Below are 24,854 nucleotides of genomic sequence, written 5' to 3' on the forward strand. Positions count from 1 at the left end.
TCTAAGTCTTTATCAATAATAATTAAGGAAAGCACTTTAGTATGGTTTGTATGTTTTCCCTTTTTATTTGACTTTTTCTGTCCTTTTTCAGCTGACTCTTTTTGTCCCTTTTTAACTGACTCTGACAACATTCAAGGAACTTTTCTGCCTTGCCGCTAGACTATAAGGCGAGGCCGGACGGGTCTCGCGGGCCAGAGACGGTGCAAGACGCCCTTTGGGGTGCAGCCGTCGTTACCATGGCCAGATTCCCATGGGCTTGCCCGTGGGAGTACGTCAAAGTAATAGTCCCATTATAATTTCTAAGTAATCCAAGCATAAGCTTTGTTAAAGTTCTTTTGCCTGCCCCAGAAGACCCTAAGAATGAAAAGATTTCACTTTTTTAATACTTAAAGATAAGTCTTTAATAAAAGGTTCTTTTGTATAGCTAAATAAAAGGTTATCGATATTGATCATTAAAAAATTACCTTAATATTTGGATCATTATTCCCCTAATAATGAGTTTTAATAATTCTTCACTCTTATCATCGGCTGTTTCTTTTAGATGTAACATAGTGAAATAAATAGCATGAAGAGAAGAAGAAACTGTCTCTACTGTAATACCATCCTTAAGAGGTAAAAATCTCATTAGTTTAGCACTCATATTTCTATCTTCTTCTAGATGCTTTGATATCCTCTCTTCCGGAAGTCGTTGAGAAATTAAAGTAACATCTTCTCGACTAATGGTTGCAAGTAATGGATGTTCATCCACCATCTTATAAAAACTATAAATTAATTCGGTAGCACTATCAGGATTAATAGTGGATGGATTAACTTTTGATATTTGCTCAAGTATTGACTTCTCCATCTTTTCATGCTCATTTTCTAGAACTTCAAAAAGAAGTTCTTCCTTCGTAGCATAAAAAAGATAAAAGGTCCCTTTTGGTATCATCGCACTTTTAACTATTGCATCAATGGTAGTATGTCTTACTCCATTTCTTATCATTAAACTTGCAGCTGCTTTCCTAATCCGTTCCTTAATTAAGTTTCTCTCTCGCTCATTAAATGCTCTTGGCATATTAATTCCTTTTGACTATATTAATAACAATAGTCAAATATTATTCAAGAAATGCTTATATTGTCAAGATTAATTCAATTTTTTTCACAAATGTGATTGCCTATATATCATTAAGTAGATATATTTTTATCTAGTAATAAGGAGTTATTTTTAAAATGACATTAAGAGAAAAATATGGTGAATGGGGTATCATCCTTGGTGCTACAGAAGGTGTTGGAAAAGCTTTTGCTGAAAAGATTGCATCTGAAGGAATGAGTGTAGTTCTTGTTGGTAGAAGAGAAGAAATGCTCAAAGAACTTGGAAAATCTATCCATGAGAAATATGGTGTTGATTACAAAGTAATTAGAGCCGATTTCGCACAATCAGATTGTACAGATAAGATTTTCGAAGAAACAAAGGATTTAGACATGGGCTTCATGAGTTATGTAGCTTGCTTCCATACATTTGGCAAATTACAAGATACTCCATGGGAAAAGCACGAACAGATGATTAACGTAAACGTTCTTACATTCTTAAAGTGTTTCTACCACTACATGGGTATCTTTGCTAAACAAGATCGTGGTTCTGTAATCAATGTTTCTTCATTAACAGGTATTAGTAGCTCCCCATACAATGCACAATATGGAGCTGGTAAAGCATATATTAAGAAGTTAACAGAAGCAGTTGCAGGAGAATGTGAAAAAACCAATGTTGATGTTGAGGTAATTACACTTGGAACAACAATTACACCAAGCTTACTTAAAAACCTTCCTGGTGGACCTGCTGGAGAGGCTGTAATGAAGGCAGCAATGACTCCAGAAGCTTGTGTTGAAGAAGCTTTTGCTAATCTTGGAAAATCATTATCAGTAATTGCTGGTGAACACAATAAAGCTAATGTACACAATTGGAAAGCAAACAAGACAGAGGATGAATATATCCGTTATATGGGATCTTTCTACGAGAGATAAAATTCCAAGGCTCGGGCTCAAAAAACCCGAGCTTATTTATTTTTAATTAAACAGGTGCTCCAAACCTAACCCTTTTATTATTACAACTATTTCCTTAGACCTTGAACACCCAAACTTTTGAAGTAGTGTTCTTATTTGAGACTTTACAGTTGATATCTCAACATTTCTTTGGGATGCTATCTCACGAACCTTCATATCTGCTAAAAAGCATTGAATTAAATCTCTCTCTGTTGGAGTAAGAGTACTAATATGCTTAATAAAATAAAGTAAGCTCTGTTCTGATTGTCTAAGTTGTTAGCGTCAGGCTAAATCAACCCTAAAGGTTAAAATAGCTTGGCTCTAACAGTAACTACTTTATGATGTTAATATAAGCAAAACACTTAATCTACCTATTTCTAATTCTAATATTACTTTAAAAAAGTGTGAAAGGAAAACCTCTCACACCACATAATTTAAATCATTCTGACTGCTATTGCAGGAAGAGTTTGCTCCCTTCCATAGTTTGTTGCTCCTACATCGTATTTATACATGAAGGCTTGAGTAAAAGGATAACCATAACAGCTAGAGGTCCAAAAGCTTTTTAGTACAATATCCTTTATAGCCTCAGGAACTTCATGAGTTTTATAGTAAGCAGCAATAATTTCTGCTTCTTTAACTGATGGAATAAACCAATCATTAATTTTTGTTCTCTTTCTAAAACTCACCAGTTCATCCCATAGATATTTATTAACCCCTAAGCGATTAATTAAATCACAATTTCTATACAGGTTCAAATTATTAGGGTTCTTTTTATTGTTAATATATCCTGTTGCAACCCTTTGATCCGAAGGAGTCTCATTTCTAGCAAATGAATTGATATAAGAGAGAATTTTACGAGTATTTTCCACTCCCGCACCTAAATCAAGTTTACAGAAGATTAATTCTTCACCATCCTCAGGAGGAGATGCAGCTGCTCCTACAAAGCTACTGTTACGATGGAAGCCCCAGTGAAGACTACCGCCTGATAATGGCTCTTCTGCAACAACAAGGAAACAGTCACGGCCATAATATCTAGTGTAAGAATAAACATCAGCAAGCTTATCTGGATCTCGATTTTTCATGTCATAATTTATAAGATAACCAGCACTATCATAAAACCTGTATGTTCCATCTTCATCAAAAATATGAATTATCTTGCCTTTAAGTAGTTCTTCACTAAAACTCTCATACTTTAGTTCAACTACTACATCATAATCTGGCATTATGAAATCCATTCCTGCTATATCAATATCTACCTTTTTACCTTCTTCGTTAAAATAATATGATCTAAGCGGGAATTCATAATTGCAGCTACGAATATGTGTTAGTGCATAATATTCTCCATCTTTTTTGGTAAATTCAACAAGGCTTCCATATTTTACTGTATAAGGACCTGCTGGAGAGTATCTAAACCTTCCATCATCGCCAAATTGACTAATCTCTCCGTTATCATCGAAATATTTCACATATAGATTATGTTCATTTGCATTTCCAACTGCCTTTATTTTTACATCATATTTAGGCATGATGAATGTCCTAGAATCAAGCATTTCCACTTCTTTACCGCTCGTTGCATCACAGACGCTCCACTTAACAAAGGTATACCCTGGCTGCTCTGCTGATGGAGGAAGCATTACTTCTTTACCCACAAAGGCCGATGTAGGAATAGAGGTATCACACTTCCAATTGCCTAATTCCTGTATTATCCAATACTCAGCCACTGACAAACTGAGCTTTATTATGATGTCATGGTCAGGCATAATAAAAGTATTGTTTTTCACATTCAGTGGTTTATCACCATCCATTGTTACTTCATACCAAATTACATCATAACCCTCAGGTTTTGATATAACAGTAGGTAGTTTTACCACCGTGTTAGGAGCCTGAGTCAAAATATATAACTCTGATAAAACTACATTATCATCATAATCTACAGTAACTGTATAACTCTTCCTTTCTTTAATTACCTTCAAATTTACATCATGATTTGGCATTACAAAAGATGAGGAATTAAGCCTCTCCCCATCAAGTATCCATACAGGTTTATATATTGAGCTATCATAGCCTGTAACCTCAGGAAGGTTAATTAATATACCCGCTTTACTCTTTTTAATCTGCTCAACGACAAGGCCTTCCTCTACTTCAAGCTCTATAGAATACTCTTTATCGATTAGATTTGCATTTAGTATTACATCAGAAGCAGGCATTGTGATTATCTCATCATCAATAACTACGAAATTAGGTGAGGCAACAAGCCATGATGAGAGCATTAAGCCCTCATCAATGAGCATTTCTACATCGTCATTATTTAAAAGTAATACTCTATCATTTTCCTCATATCCATAGTCGACTATAATCGCATCTTGAACATGATATGAAATCTTATAAACTGGCTTTGAAGTCACAGAAAGATTTAATCGAGTAGCCTCTTTACCATTACACTCAAGAGTTATAAGGTACTCATCTTCAGAAGTAAAAGTTCTATTAAAGGAAAGAGCATTCTCCCCGATTGATTGACCATTTATCTTCCATGCCCACCTAACATAAGGTGAATTTACAGCACTATAACTAATTGTTATATTACTACCCGATTGGATTACAGCACTATTAAGTATAACAGCACCATCAATCATGATATCCCCGCTAAAGGAATACCATAAGGCATTAAAGGTAACATCTGAGTATATTTCAATAGAGTTATCCTCTATAAGACCCTTTGAATCCTGCCAGCCGATTAAGACTGCATTATTAACTTTATGATCTTGAGGCAGAGTGAAGACACTTCCAGATTCTACATATTTAACCTCATCAACGGTTCCGTCATTCCACTTTAACGTTACCTTATACTTAGGAAGTTCTTTAATTGGAGTAGCAGGATTACATGAAGCAAAGAGTATTAAAACAGAAATAATTAATATAATTGTTTTTTTCATTTCAGATACTCCTTATCATCACAGCGTTATAATAGTAGGTAATATCATTTTTAAATCTATACGAAACATCATTATTCATATTTAAACGAACTATATAGTATTGTGTTCCCTTATTCGTGGAGCTTGAAGAAATAAAAGCGTCATTGACTCCAGTTAGTTTGATTTTATCAGGAATATTTACAGATTTAACAAGGGCCACAAGTTCATCTCTACTCGGTATCCAGTAATCATTCGGTTGATCTTGAGAGAACGTAGTTAATTTATAAGAAAGAACATCCCAAACATACTCAACTTCTTTTTTGCCATTTTTGTAGAGTTTTTTCTCATTATCGCCCTGACAATATTGCTCAATGTATCTCAAAATCTTTTCGGTAGCACTCTTTCCATAACCTATTTCCAAACCAGTAGCGACCTTGACATTAGCATTTCGATAGTAATCACAAATATCATTATTATCATTAAATCCCCACTGCAATTTATCTCTACTTATTAGCTCTGGATATACTACTAAAAACCTATCTTCTCCAATCCCCTTCTTTATATAAAATGCTGCATCTTTTAGAACTGCAATGTTATCTGTATAAGTAATTTTTTCTCCATCTTCTTTATAGAAAATATATTCAGCATTACTTATAGAAGGCCCTATATCGTAGTAAATTACACCACCAACAGGTTTTTTCTCAAACTTGGCATAAGTCATATATAACATAACATTACCAGATGGCACATTAAAGCTATCAGATGAGCAATCTATCCTATGGTCATAACTAAACCCATCTTCACTATAAAAACACTCTGCTGAAGCAAAATAATACTCTACATTATCATACTCAATATCCTTAAAGATAATTGTATCACCATACTTTTTATCTGAAATGCTTTTTTCTTTAAGTCTATTTCCATCAGTATCTTGGTGAATTACCTTAATATTCACACTCCTTGCTTCTCCAACAGGCCTTAAGACAATGTCTTTATTAGGCATAGTAGATGGAAGATCAGAAAGTGTTCCTTCATTATCAATTTTCCATCCAGTAAAATTCATTCCTTCCTTAGACGGAGACGGAATTGATAAAGATTCGCCATAACGAGCCCAAGTTTTAATATTATTTGGAAGTGTCCAACCATCAAGTATATATGAAATGGAGTATAACTTTCCCCGTACAGTAAGCTTCAAGGTTACGTCTGAATTAGGCATAATAAAAGAACCACTAACAGGTGTTTCATTCATAGACCAAAGAAACTCATAACCATCCGCTGCTTCTGATTGAACTAAAGGAAGCTTGACCTTAACACCAGGCCTTTGAGGGGCAATTGATATTGGATCAATTGTGAATGATGCACTATCAATTGAGATGTTTTTCTTCATTACTTCCTTTTTTAGTGTTAAGACAACATCCTTTCCATTAATAGTAAAACCACCTGTTATTTCATTTCCATCTAGATACCAAACTGCATCAAACCCATCGTTTCCACTAACACTTGGAAGAGATACATACTCACCATTCTTCTTATTTTCAATTACAGATGGATTAAGAATAAAGCCTTCGTCTGCATTAATATCCACCCTGTATTTCTTTTCAGTAAACTTCGCCCTTAAAATTACATCACAGCTAGGCATAGAAAAGTCTCCAGAGGGATTAAGAGTGAGACTATTAGGAGAAATCACCTCCCATTGGTTGAAAACATTATCTGATGGTATTATACCACCAAGCTCGCTTACAGACTTTGGAGTAATATTCAGACCAACACTAAAACCACTCTCGACCTTCTTCATATCTCCAACTATGTAAATAATTGAATAAACCGTCTCTCTTGTTATAGTTAGAAGAAATGATGCTGCTTCGGTTTCGTTAGCCTCTATCGAGATTCTATAATCTCCTTCCATATTAGCAGAATCGAGAGAAAGTAAAGCTGGATTATTTCCTGCATTCTTTCCATTAACCTTCCAAACCCAATTAGTATTTACAGGGCAAGCAGAGACATCATAGCTGAAAGCAATTGGAGTCCCCTGAGTTTTTATAGCTTTTGTTCCTAGATATGTGTTAAGGAATATCTCTCCTGGAAGATCAAACCAATGAGCTTCGATTGTCATATTTTGTCTTACAACAGGGTTAACTTCTAGTTTTGTACCATCAGAGAGGTACCAACCTGTAAAAATTGATTTTTCCTTCTTAGGTGTAGCCGGAAGTGGAAAGATATTTCCTTGAATAATGTCTTGAACCCTTACTGTACTTCCATCTTTATAATCTATATATACAGAAACGACATTGCTTACAGGAGTCTCTGAGTTACATGAGAAAATGACCATGACAGTTATTATGATTAATAATGCTTTAAATACTCTTTTTGCGTTCATATTAAAAGCTCCTTATTGGAATCATGACGTGGTCTCTACCATCATTTCTGCCGACAGCTGCAAAACATAACTCGCCGTTGTAATATTCAACTACTTCTGCAATAACATATCCATGTGTGCTTGACGACCAAACACCTTTTGAAAATATAGTTGACCATGAATTTCCATTGATTTTTATATCTTTTTCTTTCATAAATAAAGCAAGCATCATTAGTTCCATATTATTTGGGATATAGTAGTCTTGAGGATAAGTTTCCCACAATTTCCACTGCCAATCTTTTAATCTATCAAAGAGGTATAAATTATTATCTTGGATATAGCGCCCACAGTTACGATATAGACTATAACGTCCCTTGTTAGTAAGATTTATATTAGTATTTGGTTCATCACTAGATTTCTCATTAACACAATATGTGTTTATGTAAGATAGAATCCTATTTGTTGCGCTTTTTCCTATCCCGATTGTATCTCCAATATCAGAAAGATCTGTATTGTTATAAAAGCCCCAATATTTAACACCTTCGATAAGATTACCATCTAGATATGCAACATAGAATCTATCACGCTTAGGCTGTCCCTTAACAGTATAAGAAACAGCATTATCAAGCTGAGAAAGTGTATAACCATCATAATCGATTTTATTTCTATTCTGGTCGTAGAAAGTATATTCAACTCCCTCCTCTCTTCCCCTATCTAGATATATTCTTCCACCTATTATATTAGTTCCCTTATAATTGTAATTTATAGTGATTGTTATATCAGAAGCAGGCATAGTGAATTCTTCATCACGTTCTACATTGATACTTGTTCCACCTATAGAGTATGAAGAATAATTATACTCATATAATTCAATACCCTCAAAATCACCAACTGTTAAAATATCATCGGTATATGCCGTTCGGTCTTCGTATTTCAGCACAGTATTAACATATTTATGGTAAATTTTAATTTTATGGCTTTCAGCACTTCCTTTAGGCGTTGCAATTAAATTATATGCTGGCATTTTAAACTGTGATTGAGCATCAGAGATATCAATTTGAGAATCAACAGGAGCTACAATCCACTTTGTAAAGGTATAACCTGGCTTGGAAAGTAATGTAGTAGGAAGATTTACTACATCTTTATAGGAAACTTCTGATGGCAAGATATGAGGGCAGTTCCATCCATCTAAGTTGTAAAAAATAGAATATTTTCTAGCACATTTTCTTACTGTAATTTCGACATCACTATTTTTCATTGTAAAGATATCAGAGTTCCACACTTCACCATCAATTTCAAAAATCACTTCATATTCAGGAGGAATAGTGGAATTTACCTTGGGAAGTGAAATCAAAGTTCCCTCATAGCTAGGGGTGTATGATGTAAAAGAAAGTTCAAGACTATCAGGATTACTTATTGTGATATTATGAGGGACTCCTCCCTCTTCGACCTTAAGTAATACATCGTGCTCCGGCATGATAAATTCATCACTATTAAGGCACACTCCATCAAGGTACCAAATAGCCTTATAGTTTTCTTTTATAGCACTTGGAAGTGTTACCTTACTCCCTGCAGCATAGGATCCTAAAACTTCAGGAGTAAGGGTAAACCCACCATTATTCTCTATAGACACACGATATTCTTTAACAGATGTGTTAGCTTTTATAATCACATCTGATGATGGCATTGTGAATTGATTATCTGAAATAGCGAGATATATAGGCTCAATAACAGTCCATCCTGTTATAACTTGGTTAGGAGCAATGATAAGATCTGCATTCTCGGTATCAGCAAAAATATTAACTACAGAATTAACACGAATAGCGTCCTTATAAATTAACCCATCTTCTATAAGGTACTTGATGGAATAAACTTCCTCTTGGGTTACAGTGAAAATAAGAGAGTTTATTTCTTTTCCGTTACAAGTAAGAGCTAAGCGATGCTCTCCTAAATAGTCACCTGTAGATATAGAAAAGGAAAGATTACTCTCTGCCACTATTTTTTCATCTATTTTCCACGTCCATAAAACAGATGTTGGAGCATTTGTATCAGAGTATGAAAATGTAAGTATAGAGGTGCTGTTATGAGTTGCTCCTGCAAGGTTCATGCCGTTTGTTAAGATAGATCCATCCGCTTTGTACCATTTACCAGTAACAGTCATGTTTTTTCTAGCAATTATTTTATTTCCATACACTGCATTACCATCTGAGTACCACCCAAGAAAAACGTATCCATCCCTCATTGGTGCATCGGGTAGGACAAGCTCATCACCCTGTTGAACTTGTTTAATAATTGTTTGGCTTTCTTCTCCAAAATCTATTTTAATCTCATAGACGTTAGGATTATTTGTGTTATTGCTACATGAAGCTAACAAAATCAATAAGGAGAAGACAATTAGAACGATATATTTCTTCACATATCCTCCACTACTCATCAATAATAATACAAATAATCCGTTGCAAAAGTGTTATATACACCTATTTACAGCATTTAAATTTTTTTTATTAATAAAGTTATAAAGAGGTCAATAAAAGTATCTACTCATTACACTTATATCTCTGCCCAAATAAAGCTAACAAGATAGAAGATGAATACATCTACTACATGGGATCTTTCTACGTGAGATAATAATTGCATAACTAATAGAAGAAATATAATAAAACTTTGATTATTTTAAGCGAGGCTTTCAAAATGCTTAATGCAAATTGAAAGCTTTTTTAACACTCAAAGATATAAGATACCGGTTATCGTAAGAGATTTATTATGGAAAGAATTAGATGAAATATTAATTAAACAGATGTTCTAACCCTAAGCCCTTAATTATTACAACTATCTCCTTAGATCTTGAACATCCAAACTTTTGAAGTAGTGTTCTTATTTGAGACTTTACAGTTGATATCTCAACATTTCTTTGAGATGCTATTTCACGAACCTTCATATCTGCTAAAAAGCAATGAATTAAATCCCTCTCTGTTGGAGTAAGAGTACTAATATGCTTAATAAAATAAAGTAAGCTCTGTTCTGATTGCCTAAGTCTCTTATACTCACCCATTACAATAGTTCTAACTCTATCATCAAGCTGTGGCTTATGGTTATAAACAGCATCGATGTGTGATTTTATTTCAGAAGCAGGTACACCCTTAACTATAAAATCCTGAGCACCAGTTGCAAATGCAGTCATAATCATCTCATCACTATCATGACTTGTTAGATAAATAATCTTTGCATCACTATATTGTTCTAAAATAGTTTCAGCAGCTTTAATACCTGAATCTGCCTCTTCCATTTCAATATCCATTAAAACTATATCAATTGATTCATCATATTCCCTTATAGCGGCTTCTCCGGAAGATACAGACTTAACGATGCTAAAGCCGAGGCTTTCAAGATTTTCCTTTAAATCCTCACGTAGAATATCAAAATCATCAGCAAGCATTAACTTAATCATTTTATCTATAAACCTCCCTTTAGTCGTCCATATCTTGGTAATAGGATTTGGAATATAGTGCCACCACCATCTCTTTTCTCAAATCTTATTGAACCTAGGTGGCTATTAATTATTTTCCTACTATAATACATCCCCATTCCCCAATTTGAGGAGCTATTCTTTGATGAGTAAAATGGTTCCCAAATTTTTCTCTTTAAGGCTTTAGGAATTCCAGGTCCTCTATCAAGAATAGAAATAGAAACCCATAAACGCTCTAGTCTTATTATTACTTCTATTTTACCATCACATTTCATAGCTTCCCAGCCATTAATAATGATATTTGATATAGCCTCAGCAAGCTCAAATGAAGAAGCTAGGATAAGAATTTTCTTATCATAATCAGTTATTTTTATTTTTATATCTGGGTGTGTTGCAATTGAAATCTCAAGTGCTTTATTAATTACACTATCTAGAGAGACTAATGAAAGCTTCATTGTTTGCTCTCTAAGTGTGGAGTAAAGACGCTGCATCCTAATAATTAAATTATCATTTAAAGACTTTAAAGCCTCGATATCACTACCCTCAACTCCACTCTTTTCTAATCTTGATATCAACACTCTACTTGCTAATAATTCATTCTTAGTACCATGTATAAATGCGCTAACACCAATACTTGCAGCCCTTGCCTTTTGCTTTAATACTACCTCCTCCCTCTCTTGGTCCAAAATAGTACTCATATATTTTATTAGAGATATAAAACCAACAAAGGAGCATGAAATTGATAACACCATGACAACAAAATAGAAAGGTGTACTTAAGCCCTTATTTAAATACCAAAGGCCTAACATCCACATATAATCATTTTTATAAAATAGATATATCTGTGCTGGGTCCTGAGGAGCATATAGTGAGTATATTATTGCAACAGATGCAAGAATTAATATTTTAGGTATAAATCTTCTTCTAAAGAATAAGCTTGTTATTGAGTAATACTCATACACCATTATAAATAGAGCAATAAGGATATATAGGAATATCCAAGTTCTAGAGCCATAGATAAATATTTTTAATACGAAGGTTTGCTTCGTAGCTGTTGTCTCAAATATTCTCGGAATATAAAGAACTAAGGATATTAAGGGTAAGATAGCAAAATAATAAATTTTCTTTCTCATCTTAACTGCAAAATCAAAATAAGAGAAATCTAAGGCATTAGCAATGATAATAAATGGGAATGTAAATCGTCCAAATGCAACTAAGTACCCTAGCTGGCCTAAGGTTAATGGTAAATATTGGAAATAATATCTTATTGAAGAAAATCCAAATAGTAGTAGAGAGGTATCATCTGCAATTCCTCCCTTTTTAGCAACATAAATTAGAATTGATATAATAAAAATTGAAAGAGAAGACATCATTAAAAAGATTAGTAATGATCTTCTATTTCTTGCAAATAAGAGAAAGATAATAGAGGAGATCAACATTAAAAGAATAATTATTAGTAGCATTTATCCCTCCTCTAAAAAGAAATACCGCAGGTCGCCCTGCGGTAGGTTTATCAGAAATCAATCATTTTGCTGCTTCAAGCATTACATCGAATAATACGTAATCTGAAACCTTAGCATCCTGATTTACAGCTGTACCAAAGCCCTTCTTCTGTACTTCATAGAGCTTATTAATTGTACCATCGTTAATTTGAGAAATCAATTCAGCACTTGTGATCCATTCTGCATCACCACGCTGTGCATATGCTGTATCAAATCCTGTACCAGTTACCTGAGCAACCCATTCTGCAACCTGCTTGTAGTTATTTGCATCTGCTCTGTAATCCATACCTGCATAGAGAGCCTTAGTAAATCTTACGAGGAGGTCTCTATTATCAGCACTCCACTTCTTCATAACAATCCAAGAAGCAACAGATGCACTTCTGTCTGCGAATGAAAGGTTATTTGCAACTACTACAGCATCAGAACCAAGAGCATCAATTACTGTGAATGATGATGGTGACCATGTTGCACAAGCATCAAGAGAACCAGAAATCATAGCTGTTGTTAAAGCTGAAGCATCCATTTCATAGCCCTTGATATCATTCATTGTTAAGCCAGCACCCTCTAAAGCCCAAAGAAGAATCTGCTCTGAAGATGTACCTGATGCATAACCAACCTTCTTACCCTTTAATGAAGCAACATCTGTAACACCCTTTGCCTTGCTACCTACGATAGCATCACCATTACCTACGTGTGAGAAAGCGAAGATATCTGCTTTACCATTGATACAAAGCTTGTGAGCACCATGTCCGATATAACCAATATCGATAGAACCTGATTCCATAGCTGAGATGATTGTAGGACCATCTGCGAACTCAAAGAGCTCTACTGTAATTCCCTGTTCTTCGAAAGCACCTGTATTCATTGCTGAAACTAGAGTACAAAGAGATGCATAGTTAGACATGTATGCAACGCGTACTGTGTCTGTCTTCTTAGCTTCTGTAGCTGTTTCAGCTGCACCATTTGCAAAAACACTTGTCATTGCAATAAGAGCAATCATTAAGATAGCAATAGCTTTTTTCATTTTTTCTCTCCTTTTATTTTCTGACCTCAAGGTATTCCTGATATACCTGTGACCAAATTAAATTCTTAAGCTCTAAAAATCTTGGACTCATCTTAGTCTCCTGATTTCTAGGATATGGGATATCAACATCAACAATATTCTTAATTCTACCTGGGCGTGCAGACATAATTACTACTCTCTGACCAAGAATTAATGCCTCATCAACGTCGTGGGTAATAAAGAAGCAAGTCTTTTGTTCCTTTTCCCATGTATCAAGAAGTTCCTGCTGAAGCTGAGTTCTTGTTTGAGCATCAAGAGCACCAAATGGTTCATCCATTAATAGTACCTCTGGATTAGCTGCGTATGCTCTTGCGATAGCAACACGCTGCTTCATACCGCCAGAAAGCTCCTTTGGATAGTGGTTCTCAAACTTCTCGAGATCAACCATCTTAATATACTTTCTTGCAATCTTTTCAGCCTCTTCACCCTTAATTCCCTTCATGTTTAATGGGAACATAACGTTCTTTAAAACTGTAAGCCAAGGGAAGAGAGCATATTGCTGGAAAACAACACCTCTTTCTGGACCTGTACCCTTAATTGGTTTGCCATTACAGGTAATAACACCACTAGTTGGCTCTAAAAGACCTGCAAGGATATTTAATAGTGTTGATTTACCGCATCCCGATGGACCAACTACTGTAACAAACTCATTATCCTTGATATCGAGATTAACTCCATTAAGAGCAACTACTTCACCAGTACGTCCCATATATGTCTTTTTGACATTCTCAATATGGACTTTTATATCTCTCTCTTTTCCTGCCATCCTGTAAGCTTCCTTTCGAGCAATTTAATAATCTTCTCAACGGTGATGCCGATAATACCGATGATAATGATGTAAAGTAACATTGGTGCTGTTTCATAGCTGTTATTTAGTGTTCTAATTCTCATACCGAGACCAGCCATTGCACCTGTAGACTCTGCTGCAATAAGAGTTGTGAGTGCTACAGAAGCACCAAGACGAACTGCAGTAAGAATAAATGGAAGTGAAGCTGGAGCAAGAACACGAACAAAGATATCTTTATCTTTTGCACCAAGAACACGTGCTGCCTTAATTAATGTTTCATCAATATTGATAATACCCTGATAAATTGTAATACACATAATAAGGAAGGTAGCGATAGTAATAACGATTACCTGAGGCTTTCTTCCAACACCTGCTGCAATTACAATTAATGGTACATATGCTAGAGGTGGGATATTTCTAATAAATTGAATCCAAGGCTCTATAATATTTCTAACAGGCTTGTACCATGCCATTAGGATAGCTACTGGAAGTGCAATAACAAATCCAAGTGCATATCCAAGTCCAACACTAATTAAGCTTGAAGAGATATCCTTAAATAACAATCCTCTCTCGATCATTACAGGAATCTGCTTAACTGTTACTATGATGTTCGGAAAACTTCTAGAAGTCTTTGGAAGAACAGATAATAGTGTCCATAACCCAATAGCTGCAACTAAAGATAGTAGCAACCAAAGACGGCTTTTAGTTTTTTCTGAAATCCGAGAACTCTCTTTTTGATTATTCTCTGCTTTAGCAATTTTTCCTTTAGCCAAAACAATGCCTCCCTTTTCTTTACATATTTAGGCTAACACGGATTTGAGATATTGGTAGTATGAACTTTTTTCAACCCTATTTATCTATTACCCCTAGGGTTTTAAATCAGAACCATATTTATTTTATGCTCACACATTTTTATTAAATGGGCTCTCCTAACAACATTTTCCTTAAGGATAAGGAATAGCACATCAAAGAAAAGAACCTATACAAATTTCAAGGATGAAAATATCTTTATAATTTATTGTGAAGCGCTTAAGCTATTAGATAAGGAACTATAATGAATACTATTTTTGACGCTTATACTAAAATTTTAACTGAGGAGCTAAAACCTGCTATTGGATGCACAGAGCCTGTTGCAATTGCCTTTGCATCTGCTTCAGCAGCAAAAGCCCTAGGAACTTCTTTTACCTCTATTACTGTTAAATGTTCGGGTAATGTCGTAAAGAATGTGAAAAGTGTTACTGTACCAAATTCTGGTGGAATGAAAGGTATTGAAGCAGCTGCTCTTCTTGGAGCACTTGGAGGAAATGCTTCACTACATCTCAAGGTTTTATCAACAGTAACAGATGAAATAAGAAATAAAGTAAAGGAAATAGTTAATAGTGGAATTTGTAAAGTAATTCTAGCTGAGGATATTCCAGGTCTATATATTAGTGTTACTGCTGAGAATGGTAGTGATAGTGCAACAGCAGTCTTAAAGGAATGTCATGATGAGCTTTACTCTCTTTCAAAAAATGGAAAGCTTATTATCAATAATGGTACAAAAGAAAACTCAGATGATAATCTTGATGAATTAAGAAAGCTTCTTAACCTAAAGGATATTCTTAGCTATGCAAAGAATGTAGAGATAGATGAAATTAGAAAGCCTCTTAAAAGACAGGTTGAATTAAATAGAGCAATTGCAGAGGAAGGCTTAAGAAAGAATTATGGGTGTTCAATTGGAAAAACACTTAAAAAGCTTTATGACTGGGATGATGTAAGAATTAGAGCAAGAGCATATGCCTCAGCAGGTTCAGATGCAAGAATGTCTGGCTGCTCCCTTCCTGTAGTTATCAATAGCGGAAGCGGGAACCAAGGTCTTACTGTATCTCTACCAGTAGTTGAATATGGTGAATATTTAAGATCAACAGAGGAAGAGGTATTAAGAGCTTTAGCACTATCTAATTTAGTAGCAATTCATCAAAAGAAATATATTGGTCCTCTCTCAGCTTATTGTGGAGCAGTTTCTGCTTCTGCAGGAGCTTCTGCTGGAATTGCATATTTAATGGGAGGAGAAGAGGCTGAGATATCAAAAGCTATTTCTAACACCTTAGCAATGGTTGGTGGCATAGTCTGTGATGGAGCAAAAGCATCATGTGCTGCAAAGATATCTTCCTCTTTAGAGGCTGCGATTCTTGCTATGGAGATGAGCTTAGAAGAAAAAACAGCTTTCCAAAGTGGTGATGGCTTAGTCAAAAAGGATATTGAAAAAACGATTGAAGCCTTTGGAAAGATGGGTAAAGAGGGTATGAGAGAAACAGATAAGGAAATCCTCAACCTAATGCTGGAGGATTAGTAAATCTAAATCATGAATAAGAATTTCTAAGGCTTTTCTATTTAGATTAAAAAAGGGTGGTATTTGCTACCACCCATCGTTTATTAACCAAGATATGGTTCATCCTTCATGCAAAGGTGTACAGCACCAAGCTTGAAGGTCATTGGAAGAGCTAGGATATTAGGATTAGGTCCTACAATCTTTCTCTTTGCATCCTCTAAAGCTTCCTCAAAGGTAGCTCTAGTCTTTAAGCCCATACCTCTAGCAATACCTGGCTCTCTTGCACCAACAATATAAATAGCAGATGTATCACGTTCTGCAAGGTGACCACAGCTCATCATAGAAAATCCATGGAATGGATGGAATGCATTAGCAAAACGGTATTTACGAATATATTCTTGGTTAGTACCAAAATACTCACCATATCTATTCATATCAGGGAGTATATTCATATAGTCGTGCTGGAATAAATCATATAGCTCTCTTAAATATGGCCATCTCTCATCATGGAAATATCCATCACAAATTGAAGAGCAGATAAATACACATCTATCAGACATAACTCTCTTATGTCTAATAACCTGAGCAGAAAGTGCCTGCATCATCTGGATTGGGTTTGTACCCATTCCATTACCATAGTGGAAGTTTGTAGGCATACCAAATACGATTACATCATATTTCTTCTCAGCCCATGGTACGAAGGTTCTCTTATCAGCACACTTCCAGCTAATTGGCTGCATCTCCTTTGCATAACCGGAGTTAATCTCAATTTGTCTTGAAAGAGTATCGAGTACTGCATCGCAGCAGAAGAACTTCTTACCCATCTTTTCTTCCATGAACATACCCTGGCAATCAAACTTAGAACGCATTTCAGAGTGTGTTGATACAGGTACGAAGTCACTCTTATGCATGACCTGAGGAACGTGGTGTGCACTAATAGATCTCCAATGTGTAATTCCAGTTGCACAATGCTTATATCCACCAGAATAACCACCATAAGGATTTCCCTGAGTATGACCAATTAAGATAGCTACATCGGCATCAAATACTGCCTTATTCATAATTACATGGTCACCATTAGGAGCTAATCCAAGGTCAACAAGATTATCATAATCCTCACTATCATGGCTTGTAATTTGGCCAGATGGATAGAACTCATTAAAGAGCTTATCACCTAGGATTTGCTTCATTTCACCAACTGTTGCTCTTGGATGAAGACCATTAGAGATCAAGAGTAAGATATCCTTCTTCTCAACGCCTACACTATAAAGCTCATCTAAGCAACAAGTAATTGAAACCTTTCTATGGCTAGTTGGCTGGCAACCACCCTTTACGATATCAGGGATAACAATTACAACCTTAGAGCCCTTATGAGCAAGCTCTGTTAAGGTAGGCATTCCAATAGGATGACGAATTGAATCCATTGTGATGTTATATAGAGTATCCCAATCCTGAGGAAGACATTGTGGATCTGGATAAGTAGTACCTGGGATAAATACATCTGTATTATCAGGTAGGTTTGCACTCATTAAGCCCTGTCCATATTCAAAATCTAATTTCATTATTACTTCTCCTTACCATTCATATATAGTTCTACAATCTTGATGTACTCATCAGGATAGAATCCAATTTCTCCAGTAAAACGAGTGAGTGCAATTAATCCTCCATCGATTTCCTCGATAGATGAAAGCATCTCAGCATTAGCTTCCTTAAGACCTCCTCCATATACAACAGGAACTGGTCCAATAACACTCTTTATTAGCTTTGCAACCTTAGTAATATAATCCTTACCAGCAGGAGTCTTACCTGGTCCAATAGACCAAACAGGCTCATATGCAATTACAACAGTTGATAAATCAGCACCCTTTAAGCCTATTTCAAGCTGCTCTCTAATTACACTATCCCACTCGTCTAATTCTGTATCCTTTTCACCGACACAATATAAAACCTTTAGACCTCTAGATTGTGCTGCAAGGACTTCCTTATTCAAAATAGTATTAACTAGCTTTCTATCTGTATTTCCACCAAGAGCTAATAACTCATTTTTATCATTTCTCTCTTCGCAATGTCCGATTAAAACAGAGCTACAGCCCAGAGCCTTAGCCGCAGAAGCTGGTCTATTAGAGGTAAAGGCACCAAAGTTACCACCTACTGCTACATCCTGTCTAAATACAGATTGACATCCGATTTCAATACAACTTCCCTTTGCAGCCTTTACAGCAGAAGGGATCTGAGACTCTGGATAAAACTGTACAAATTCACAGCTTGATCTATACTTCTCAAGCTTTGGAGCACAAAGTGGAATTATTGTAGAGGAGTAATCTGCAATATCAGAAATTCTATTTACGCCTCCCATTTGAGAGGGAACATCAAAGCGCTTGAAGTTCACATAAATATGCTGCATCAGATTCCCTCCTTTTTATAGAATTCAGCCATTTCATCTAAGGTCTTTACTTCAACCTTATTAGCTTTTCCAACCTGACCAAACTCAACAATTAGTGTTCCTACTACCTCCATAACACCCTTTCTAATAAGATGTGTGATCTCACGAACAGATTCATTAGGTATGTTGCCATACATAACTGTATCCATAATAGGTGGTAAGAAGGCACGTGGGTCAAAGGCCTTTGGATTACTCTCCATTAGGTGCCAAATTTCATTAATACACTTATCCTCTCTTGCCTCAGGGTTATTTACAAAATACTCTCTTAAATTTCTTGTAACAGCTAAACGAATATCTGTATCAACATTAATCTTTCCAATTCCACAATGTGATACCTCCTTAAGCTGGTTTAAAGCAATTCCATAAGCATTTTGGATATCACCACCAAGAGCATTAATTTCATCAACAATGTATCTTGGTACTGTAGAGGAGCCGTGAGAAACTAATACACCCTGAATACCCTCATGTCTTAAGCATTCCTTAATTGCTATTGCAATTTCCTTTCTTACAACAGCATCCTTACCCTTATTTGCACCATGCATAGTACCATAGCTAATTGCAAGAGCATCAACCTTAGTCTCTTTAAAGAACTTAATCGCATGTAAAGGGTTAGTATATGTAGACCCTGCTGAGAATACGTGGTCCTCAACGCCTGCAAGAACTCCTAGCTCGCCCTCAACGGTTACACCTCTTTCGTGAGCATACTTTACAACCTCTCTTGTTAATTCAATGTTCTTATCGAGAGGAAGTGAGGAGCCATCAATCATTACAGATGTATAACCACCATCGATAGCTGCCTTTACTGAATCAAAATCTCTACCATGATCGAGATGAAGGGCAATAGGGATAAATGAGTCTTTAGCCCTTTCTTTAACAGCATTTGCGATATTTCTAGCACCAATGATTTTATCTTCAATTGTGGCATTCATGAAGTCCTTTCTACCACCCATAAAACCATTTGCTAAATCTGCACCCTGCAATATTGCTGGTGAGCGGAACATCTCATGTACATCAATTACTGCCTGTGCTTGACATACTGCATTAACATTGAACGCCCCCTGAGCGTAATCAAATTTGTCTGTTGCATCCAATATTGGACGAAGTGGGATTAAAGCCATTTTATCACTCCTTTGTATAAACCTTTCTACCCGATACATATGTTTCAAGTAGATTTAAATCATTATCTAAAACCACGAAATCAGCTGGATAGCCAACCTTAATAGCACCTCTATCTAGACCTAGCATAGTAGCCGCATTCTCTGAAAGCAGAGGTGAAACATAAGAAAGCTCACTTTGTGTAAACTTAATAATATTTCTCATTGCTCTATCCATTGTTAAGGTACTTCCAGCTCTAACTCCATTTAAAAGCTGAGCATCACCATTTTTTACAACGACATCATTAACACCTAGCTTATAGTTTCCATCAGGAAGACCAGCAGCCATTATTGAGTCTGTTATAGCAATTACCTTCCTATTACCCTTTATTTTTAATATTAGTCTCACTGTAGCAGGATGAAGATGGAAGCCATCAGCAATAACTTCGGTATATACCTCATCTCTCTCAAGAACTGCTCCAGAAATAGCAGGACGATGCATATGGAAAAGCTTCATAGCATTAAAGGTATGTGTTGAAGCAACAGCACCATTTTCTATTGCTTCGATAGCTGTTTCATACTCAGCAGCACTATGGCCAATAGAAACCTTACATCTATCCTCTCTTTTAATGTGCTTTATTAAATCTAATGCACACTTTCCTTCAGGAGCTATAGTAATATAAAGAATATTATTTCCTGAAATCTCCTGATAGTGATCAAATAAAGCAGGATCCCCATCTAAAATTAGCTCAGGAGCCATAGCACCCTTATACTCAAGAGATAGAAAAGGGCCCTCAAGGTGAATACCCTCTAGACGAGCACCATCAACACCTCTCTCAATAGCTAAACGAAGTATCTTTAATATTCTCTCAGTTGTTTCTTTAGTATCTGTCATAACAGATGCTAAAAACGATGTTACACCTTTAGAAGCAAAGAACCTTGAAAGCTTATTAACATCCTCATAGCTTTCTATATGATTAACATCAATCATATCACCACCATGAGTATGAATATCAAAGAAGCCTGGAATAATTATCGTATTATCAGCTTTATTTGTTTCATTAATAGAGATAATTTTTCCATCCTCTATCTCAATGGTTCTTGGGACTAATGATGATCCAATTAGAACCCTTGATGAAGAAATAACCATCAGAAAGCCTCCTTTGAAGCCTCACTATTCGCAAGAATTAATGCATCCCTATGATTTTGAATTAGTGTTACAGGGAAGTGTCCAGAAGGATCATCAAATAAAGCCTGTCTTAATACTGCTCTATGCCAGCTTCTAAATACACCAAGCCTAATTTTATTAGCCATTAGAATTTCTTTCATTCCAATAGTAACTGCATAAATAGGCATAGCATCAATTGCACCATTAAGGTCACCAATTGCATTTGCAACTCTAGTTTCTCTACTAATTGCAAGAACTCTTGTTGTTCTAGTTGCAAACTCCTCAGCACTTACTTCTTCAGCCTCATTAAAAGCTAAGTGTCCATTAATACCAATACCACCAAAGGCGATATCAACCTTACCAAGAGACTCAATAACTCTTAAAATTTTTCCTGGATCCTCTGGATCTGGGAAGAAACGATTTTCCTCAGGAATATTTAACTCCTCTGGAATTTGGTTATAAACAGCTCTATCCATAAAGCCTCTAAAGGAAAGCTTACTATCCTTTGAGATATATTTTTTATCATCATCAAGATATTCATCCATGTTGATAAAATAGCAATTCTTAAGACTAAGCTTTCTTTCCTTAACAAGTCTTACGAAGATTGGATATTGTCCAACAGGACCAACTGGGCAGATAAATACTGTCTTTTCACCCTTTTTATTATTTTCCTCTATTTGGTTTACCATCTCTAGAGCTAGCTCATAGAATACTTCTCCGCTATCACCAAGACACTTTACAGGTATTTTTCCTTCACTAATTAATCTTTCCTTAGAATATGAAAATACACTCCTATCCATATCAAACCTCCCTATACAAATGAACAAAAATCATCACCAATTGAGCCAATAAGTGGCTTTGCATAATCGATAAAGGACTCATTAATAAACATATTTTCTTTATCGATAAAACTCTCATCTAAAGTTCTTGCTTCTAGAATACTATCGAGAATTGGACTCTCTATCGCTTCAAATTTAAATGGCTCTGAGGATATTCTTTTTATTACACTCATATACCCATTTTTACCCTCAAGGGCACATCTAACAGATACTCTTCCACACTCTATAGCTTCAGCTCTATCTATATCACTTTGCCAAGAGATAGAGGCTCTTCCCAAAATACCAGGCTTTTCTGAACGTGCTTTAATACCCAGCTCCTTAATAATTAAGTTAGAAAGGTGTGATGAAACATCTCCAAAGTAAACACTTCTTCCAACCTGGAATACTGGCTCTACAATTGGGGTTTTATCGCTATAGCGCATTCCTTCACTTGCGACAATTACTACGCCGCCCTTCTCTTTATGGATTTTTTCAACCCTTGTTAAAAACTTATCCTTATCAAATGGAACCTCAGGAACAAGGATGATATCAGCACCAGGAGCCTTACCACTCTTAGCCATAACTGAAGCTGCAGTTACCCAACCAGCATCACGTCCAAGGGCCTCTATTACGCAGGCATGAATTGGTAAGCCCAATACATCCTCTGAGGCTTCTCTTACACAGGCAGCTATATATCTAGCTGCAGAGCCAAAGCCAGGGCTATTATCTGTAACAGATAGGTCATTATCCATAGTCTTTGGGGTACCTGCTACAACAATATTATATTTACTTGCAGCAGAGGAAAGCTTTCTGCAGGTATCCATAGTTCCATTTCCACCTGTCATGACTACATAACCAACATTATTTTCATTTAATATCTTAGCAAGCTTATCGTAGTCATCACCCTCTAAGTGGTCTCTTCCTGTTCCAATTGCAGAACCAGGAGTTCTCTCTAGTCTTATTAAATCACTGTCACTTAGATTAGGAATTTTATTAATTTTTCCCTTCATCAAACCACCAGTACCAAATGGAGCATAAAGGATATCACCATCAAATTTTCTATCATAAAGCTCTCTTATGGACCCTGATAGAGAAGCATTAATTACAGCCGTTGGCCCACCTCCATGCATGAATAAGATATTCTTCATTAATAATCCTCCTTTTCTACTGTTGATTCTCTTTCAACTAGCTTATATGGAATATTTATCGTTATGTTTTCTGTTCTAGGATTTAAGCAACGATCAATTACAATTTTAGCTGCAAAGCGCCCTATATCACTTTTAGGAACATCAAAGGTTGTTAATGCAGGACGTAGAAATGCAGAGGCTTCAATATTATCAAAGCCTGTAACTGCAACCTCTTGAGGGATTTTTATCTTCCTCTCATTTAAGCACCTAATAATACCTAATGCAGCATTATCATTAGCAGCTACAATTGCATCTGGCATTACTCTATCTAATAGAGTCTTTGCTCCATCATAGCCATCTTGAGGAGATAGATATATATCCTGAACTAATAAATCATCATATTCGAGATTAGCCTTCATTAAGCCTTCCTTATACCCTCTGAATCGATGCTCATTAGCTATATTTTGTTTATCTGTTGGACCGATGTAGGCTATTCTTTTTCTTCCTAAGCTTGCTAAATAGCTAACTGCCTCTTCAATACCCTTTCTAGCATCACAAAGAACTTCATCCATATTTCCAATTGAGTTAAGTCCAGCATAAGCAATAACAGGAATATTTGACTTAATGTGCTCTATGACATCATTACTAGCTCGTCCTAAGATTATTGCGGCATCTATTTTACTATCCTGAATACTAGAGGAAAAAGCCTCATCCTTAACTGTTAATATTGTGTGTGCAATGTTTACATCTAAATCCTTTCGATGTATCTCTTGATCTATTCCTTCAAGTATCTTTGTGAAAAATGGAGATAAAAAGCTTTCCCTATCAGAGATAAATATAGTTGCTAGCTTAAGCTCCTCAAAGGAAGCCTTTATACGCATTGTTCTGCTTTGTGCAAAGCCTAACTCCGATGCAATTTTTAAGATTTTTTCTTGAGTTGCTTTTCCAATACGATTTGAATTTCCAGAGAGTGTTCTTGAAACAGTAGACACACTAACACCTGCTCTGTTCGCAATATCCTTTAATCGTACATCTCCCATTTACTTCCTCTTATTTAGAGTTTATCACCAAATGGATATTTTGCAAGCAAAATTTGAACAAATATTTGCGCAACTTTTGTGCAAAAATAATTCTAATCTCTTTTAAAGAAAAAACTAAATGAGTCCATTATTAATAAAATGTTTTACTATGAAGGAGAAATAGTATAATAATATTACTAATTATGACTAACAAAGAAAAATCAGATGCAGAGATAATCAAAGAGCTAGATAGTATTATTGAAAATGGTATATCTATCGACTATGACACAAAGCCTAAATATACAGTAAAGGAGCTTTCTAAGAAATTAGGTCTCTCCTCTCATACTATTCGCTTTTATGATAAGGAGCATCTTTTTCCATTTGTTAAGCGTGATGTTAGTAATGATGAAAGATTATTTTCTGATGCCGATTGGGCGTTTGGAAAGCTAATAAAATGCTTAAGACAAATTGGTCTTTCGATTCACGATTGTAGATTATTTATTCTAGATACATTAATTGGCGATGATACTGTAAAGGAAAGACTTTTAATTCTTGTTAATTTGCAAGCTTCCTTAAGAAAGCAGATCCACGAGCTGCAGGAGGCAGAACGGGATCTACAATATAAAATAAGGTTCTTTAGCTTGACCTGTGACCTTCTAGTTGGACCAAAAATCCAATTAGGAGGTTTTTTTCATGAAAGTAAAGGAAGAGGATCTCAGACGAGAGCTTCTTAAGGCAATTAACGGAGAGGACTTAATCATCAATTGTT

General features: G+C 35.6%; 21 protein-coding genes. 3 read left to right on the forward strand and 18 right to left on the reverse strand.

Features of this window, described 5'->3' with window-relative positions; genetic code table 11:
• Window positions 1–160: 160 nt before the first annotated feature.
• Complete coding sequence (locus tag FYJ80_RS12300; protein WP_407921437.1) at window positions 161–370, reverse strand: ATP-binding cassette domain-containing protein; 210 nt, start codon at window positions 368–370, stop codon at window positions 161–163.
• Between the two features lie 90 nt (window positions 371–460).
• Window positions 461–1,054, reverse strand: coding sequence for a TetR/AcrR family transcriptional regulator (locus tag FYJ80_RS10590; RefSeq protein ID WP_154426733.1), 594 nt, complete (start codon window positions 1,052–1,054; stop codon window positions 461–463).
• A 155-nt stretch (window positions 1,055–1,209) separates the two neighbouring features.
• Here FYJ80_RS10590 and FYJ80_RS10595 point away from each other — a divergent pair, with 155 nt between their 5' ends.
• Complete coding sequence (locus FYJ80_RS10595) at window positions 1,210–2,001, forward strand: 7beta-hydroxysteroid dehydrogenase (RefSeq protein WP_154426735.1); 792 nt, start codon at window positions 1,210–1,212, stop codon at window positions 1,999–2,001.
• A gap of 42 nt (window positions 2,002–2,043) precedes the next feature.
• On the opposite strand, the gene FYJ80_RS10600 is transcribed toward FYJ80_RS10595, so the two are convergent.
• The 9 genes from FYJ80_RS10600 to FYJ80_RS10640 all read right to left on the reverse strand — a co-directional run bounded on the left by FYJ80_RS10600 (window position 2,044) and on the right by FYJ80_RS10640 (window position 14,878).
• On the reverse strand, window positions 2,044–2,259 hold the full coding sequence (locus FYJ80_RS10600) for a helix-turn-helix transcriptional regulator (protein WP_328596786.1): 216 nt from the start codon (window positions 2,257–2,259) through the stop codon (window positions 2,044–2,046).
• A 194-nt stretch (window positions 2,260–2,453) separates the two neighbouring features.
• Window positions 2,454–4,952, reverse strand: a complete 2,499-nt coding sequence (locus tag FYJ80_RS10605) for an InlB B-repeat-containing protein (protein WP_154426737.1) — start codon at window positions 4,950–4,952, stop codon at window positions 2,454–2,456.
• 1 nt (window position 4,953) lies between these two features.
• Window positions 4,954–7,308 carry an InlB B-repeat-containing protein gene (locus FYJ80_RS10610; RefSeq protein WP_154426739.1) on the reverse strand — a complete coding sequence of 785 codons (2,355 nt, stop codon included), beginning with the start codon at window positions 7,306–7,308 and terminating at the stop codon, window positions 4,954–4,956.
• Window position 7,309: 1 nt separating this feature from the next.
• Window positions 7,310–9,703, reverse strand: a complete 2,394-nt coding sequence (locus tag FYJ80_RS10615) for an InlB B-repeat-containing protein (protein ID WP_206361076.1) — start codon at window positions 9,701–9,703, stop codon at window positions 7,310–7,312.
• A gap of 369 nt (window positions 9,704–10,072) precedes the next feature.
• A complete protein-coding gene (locus FYJ80_RS10620; protein WP_154426743.1) occupies window positions 10,073–10,735 on the reverse strand; it encodes a DNA-binding response regulator in 663 nt (220 codons plus the stop codon).
• Between the two features lie 5 nt (window positions 10,736–10,740).
• A complete protein-coding gene (locus FYJ80_RS10625) occupies window positions 10,741–12,216 on the reverse strand; it encodes an ATP-binding protein (RefSeq protein WP_154426745.1) in 1,476 nt (491 codons plus the stop codon).
• A 61-nt stretch (window positions 12,217–12,277) separates the two neighbouring features.
• Window positions 12,278–13,279, reverse strand: a complete 1,002-nt coding sequence (locus FYJ80_RS10630; protein WP_154426748.1) for an ABC transporter substrate-binding protein — start codon at window positions 13,277–13,279, stop codon at window positions 12,278–12,280.
• Between the two features lie 13 nt (window positions 13,280–13,292).
• Complete coding sequence (locus tag FYJ80_RS10635) at window positions 13,293–14,084, reverse strand: ABC transporter ATP-binding protein (RefSeq protein ID WP_154426750.1); 792 nt, start codon at window positions 14,082–14,084, stop codon at window positions 13,293–13,295.
• Complete coding sequence (locus tag FYJ80_RS10640) at window positions 14,060–14,878, reverse strand: ABC transporter permease (protein ID WP_154426752.1); 819 nt, start codon at window positions 14,876–14,878, stop codon at window positions 14,060–14,062. The genes FYJ80_RS10635 and FYJ80_RS10640 overlap by 25 nt, the downstream gene beginning before the upstream one ends.
• A gap of 281 nt (window positions 14,879–15,159) precedes the next feature.
• Between FYJ80_RS10640 and FYJ80_RS10645 the strand changes: the two genes are divergently transcribed.
• A complete protein-coding gene (locus FYJ80_RS10645; RefSeq protein ID WP_154426754.1) occupies window positions 15,160–16,437 on the forward strand; it encodes an L-cysteine desulfidase family protein in 1,278 nt (425 codons plus the stop codon).
• An 83-nt stretch (window positions 16,438–16,520) separates the two neighbouring features.
• Here FYJ80_RS10645 and FYJ80_RS10650 read toward each other — a convergent pair whose 3' ends face one another.
• Genes FYJ80_RS10650 through FYJ80_RS10680 form a run of 7 tightly spaced genes read right to left on the reverse strand, consistent with a single transcriptional unit; the run spans window position 16,521 to window position 24,106 of the window.
• Window positions 16,521–17,978 (reverse strand): lactate racemase domain-containing protein, encoded by a 1,458-nt coding sequence (locus FYJ80_RS10650; protein WP_154426756.1) that lies wholly within the window; start codon window positions 17,976–17,978, stop codon window positions 16,521–16,523.
• Window positions 17,979–17,980: 2 nt separating this feature from the next.
• Window positions 17,981–18,820, reverse strand: coding sequence for a triose-phosphate isomerase family protein (locus FYJ80_RS10655; protein ID WP_154426758.1), 840 nt, complete (start codon window positions 18,818–18,820; stop codon window positions 17,981–17,983).
• Window positions 18,820–19,977, reverse strand: coding sequence for a class II fructose-bisphosphate aldolase (locus FYJ80_RS10660; RefSeq protein ID WP_154426760.1), 1,158 nt, complete (start codon window positions 19,975–19,977; stop codon window positions 18,820–18,822). Before FYJ80_RS10660 ends, FYJ80_RS10655 begins: the two co-directional genes overlap by 1 nt.
• Window positions 19,978–19,981: 4 nt before the next feature.
• Window positions 19,982–21,103, reverse strand: a complete 1,122-nt coding sequence (gene nagA, locus FYJ80_RS10665; RefSeq protein WP_154426762.1) for an N-acetylglucosamine-6-phosphate deacetylase — start codon at window positions 21,101–21,103, stop codon at window positions 19,982–19,984.
• The gene (locus FYJ80_RS10670) at window positions 21,103–21,921 is read right to left on the reverse strand and encodes a 6-phosphogluconolactonase (protein ID WP_154426764.1); all 819 of its coding nucleotides are present in this window, start codon (window positions 21,919–21,921) and stop codon (window positions 21,103–21,105) included. Before FYJ80_RS10670 ends, nagA begins: the two co-directional genes overlap by 1 nt.
• Window positions 21,922–21,932: 11 nt before the next feature.
• On the reverse strand, window positions 21,933–23,087 hold the full coding sequence (locus tag FYJ80_RS10675) for a diphosphate--fructose-6-phosphate 1-phosphotransferase (RefSeq protein ID WP_154426766.1): 1,155 nt from the start codon (window positions 23,085–23,087) through the stop codon (window positions 21,933–21,935).
• On the reverse strand, window positions 23,087–24,106 hold the full coding sequence (locus FYJ80_RS10680; RefSeq protein ID WP_154426768.1) for a LacI family DNA-binding transcriptional regulator: 1,020 nt from the start codon (window positions 24,104–24,106) through the stop codon (window positions 23,087–23,089). Before FYJ80_RS10680 ends, FYJ80_RS10675 begins: the two co-directional genes overlap by 1 nt.
• Before the next feature lie 182 nt (window positions 24,107–24,288).
• Between FYJ80_RS10680 and FYJ80_RS10685 the strand changes: the two genes are divergently transcribed.
• Window positions 24,289–24,819, forward strand: a complete 531-nt coding sequence (locus FYJ80_RS10685; RefSeq protein WP_154426770.1) for a MerR family transcriptional regulator — start codon at window positions 24,289–24,291, stop codon at window positions 24,817–24,819.
• The last annotated feature ends 35 nt before the right edge of the window (window positions 24,820–24,854 follow it).

This window comes from Bullifex porci, assembly GCF_009695635.1.
GTDB classification, from domain to species: Bacteria; Spirochaetota; Spirochaetia; order Sphaerochaetales; family Sphaerochaetaceae; genus Bullifex; species Bullifex porci.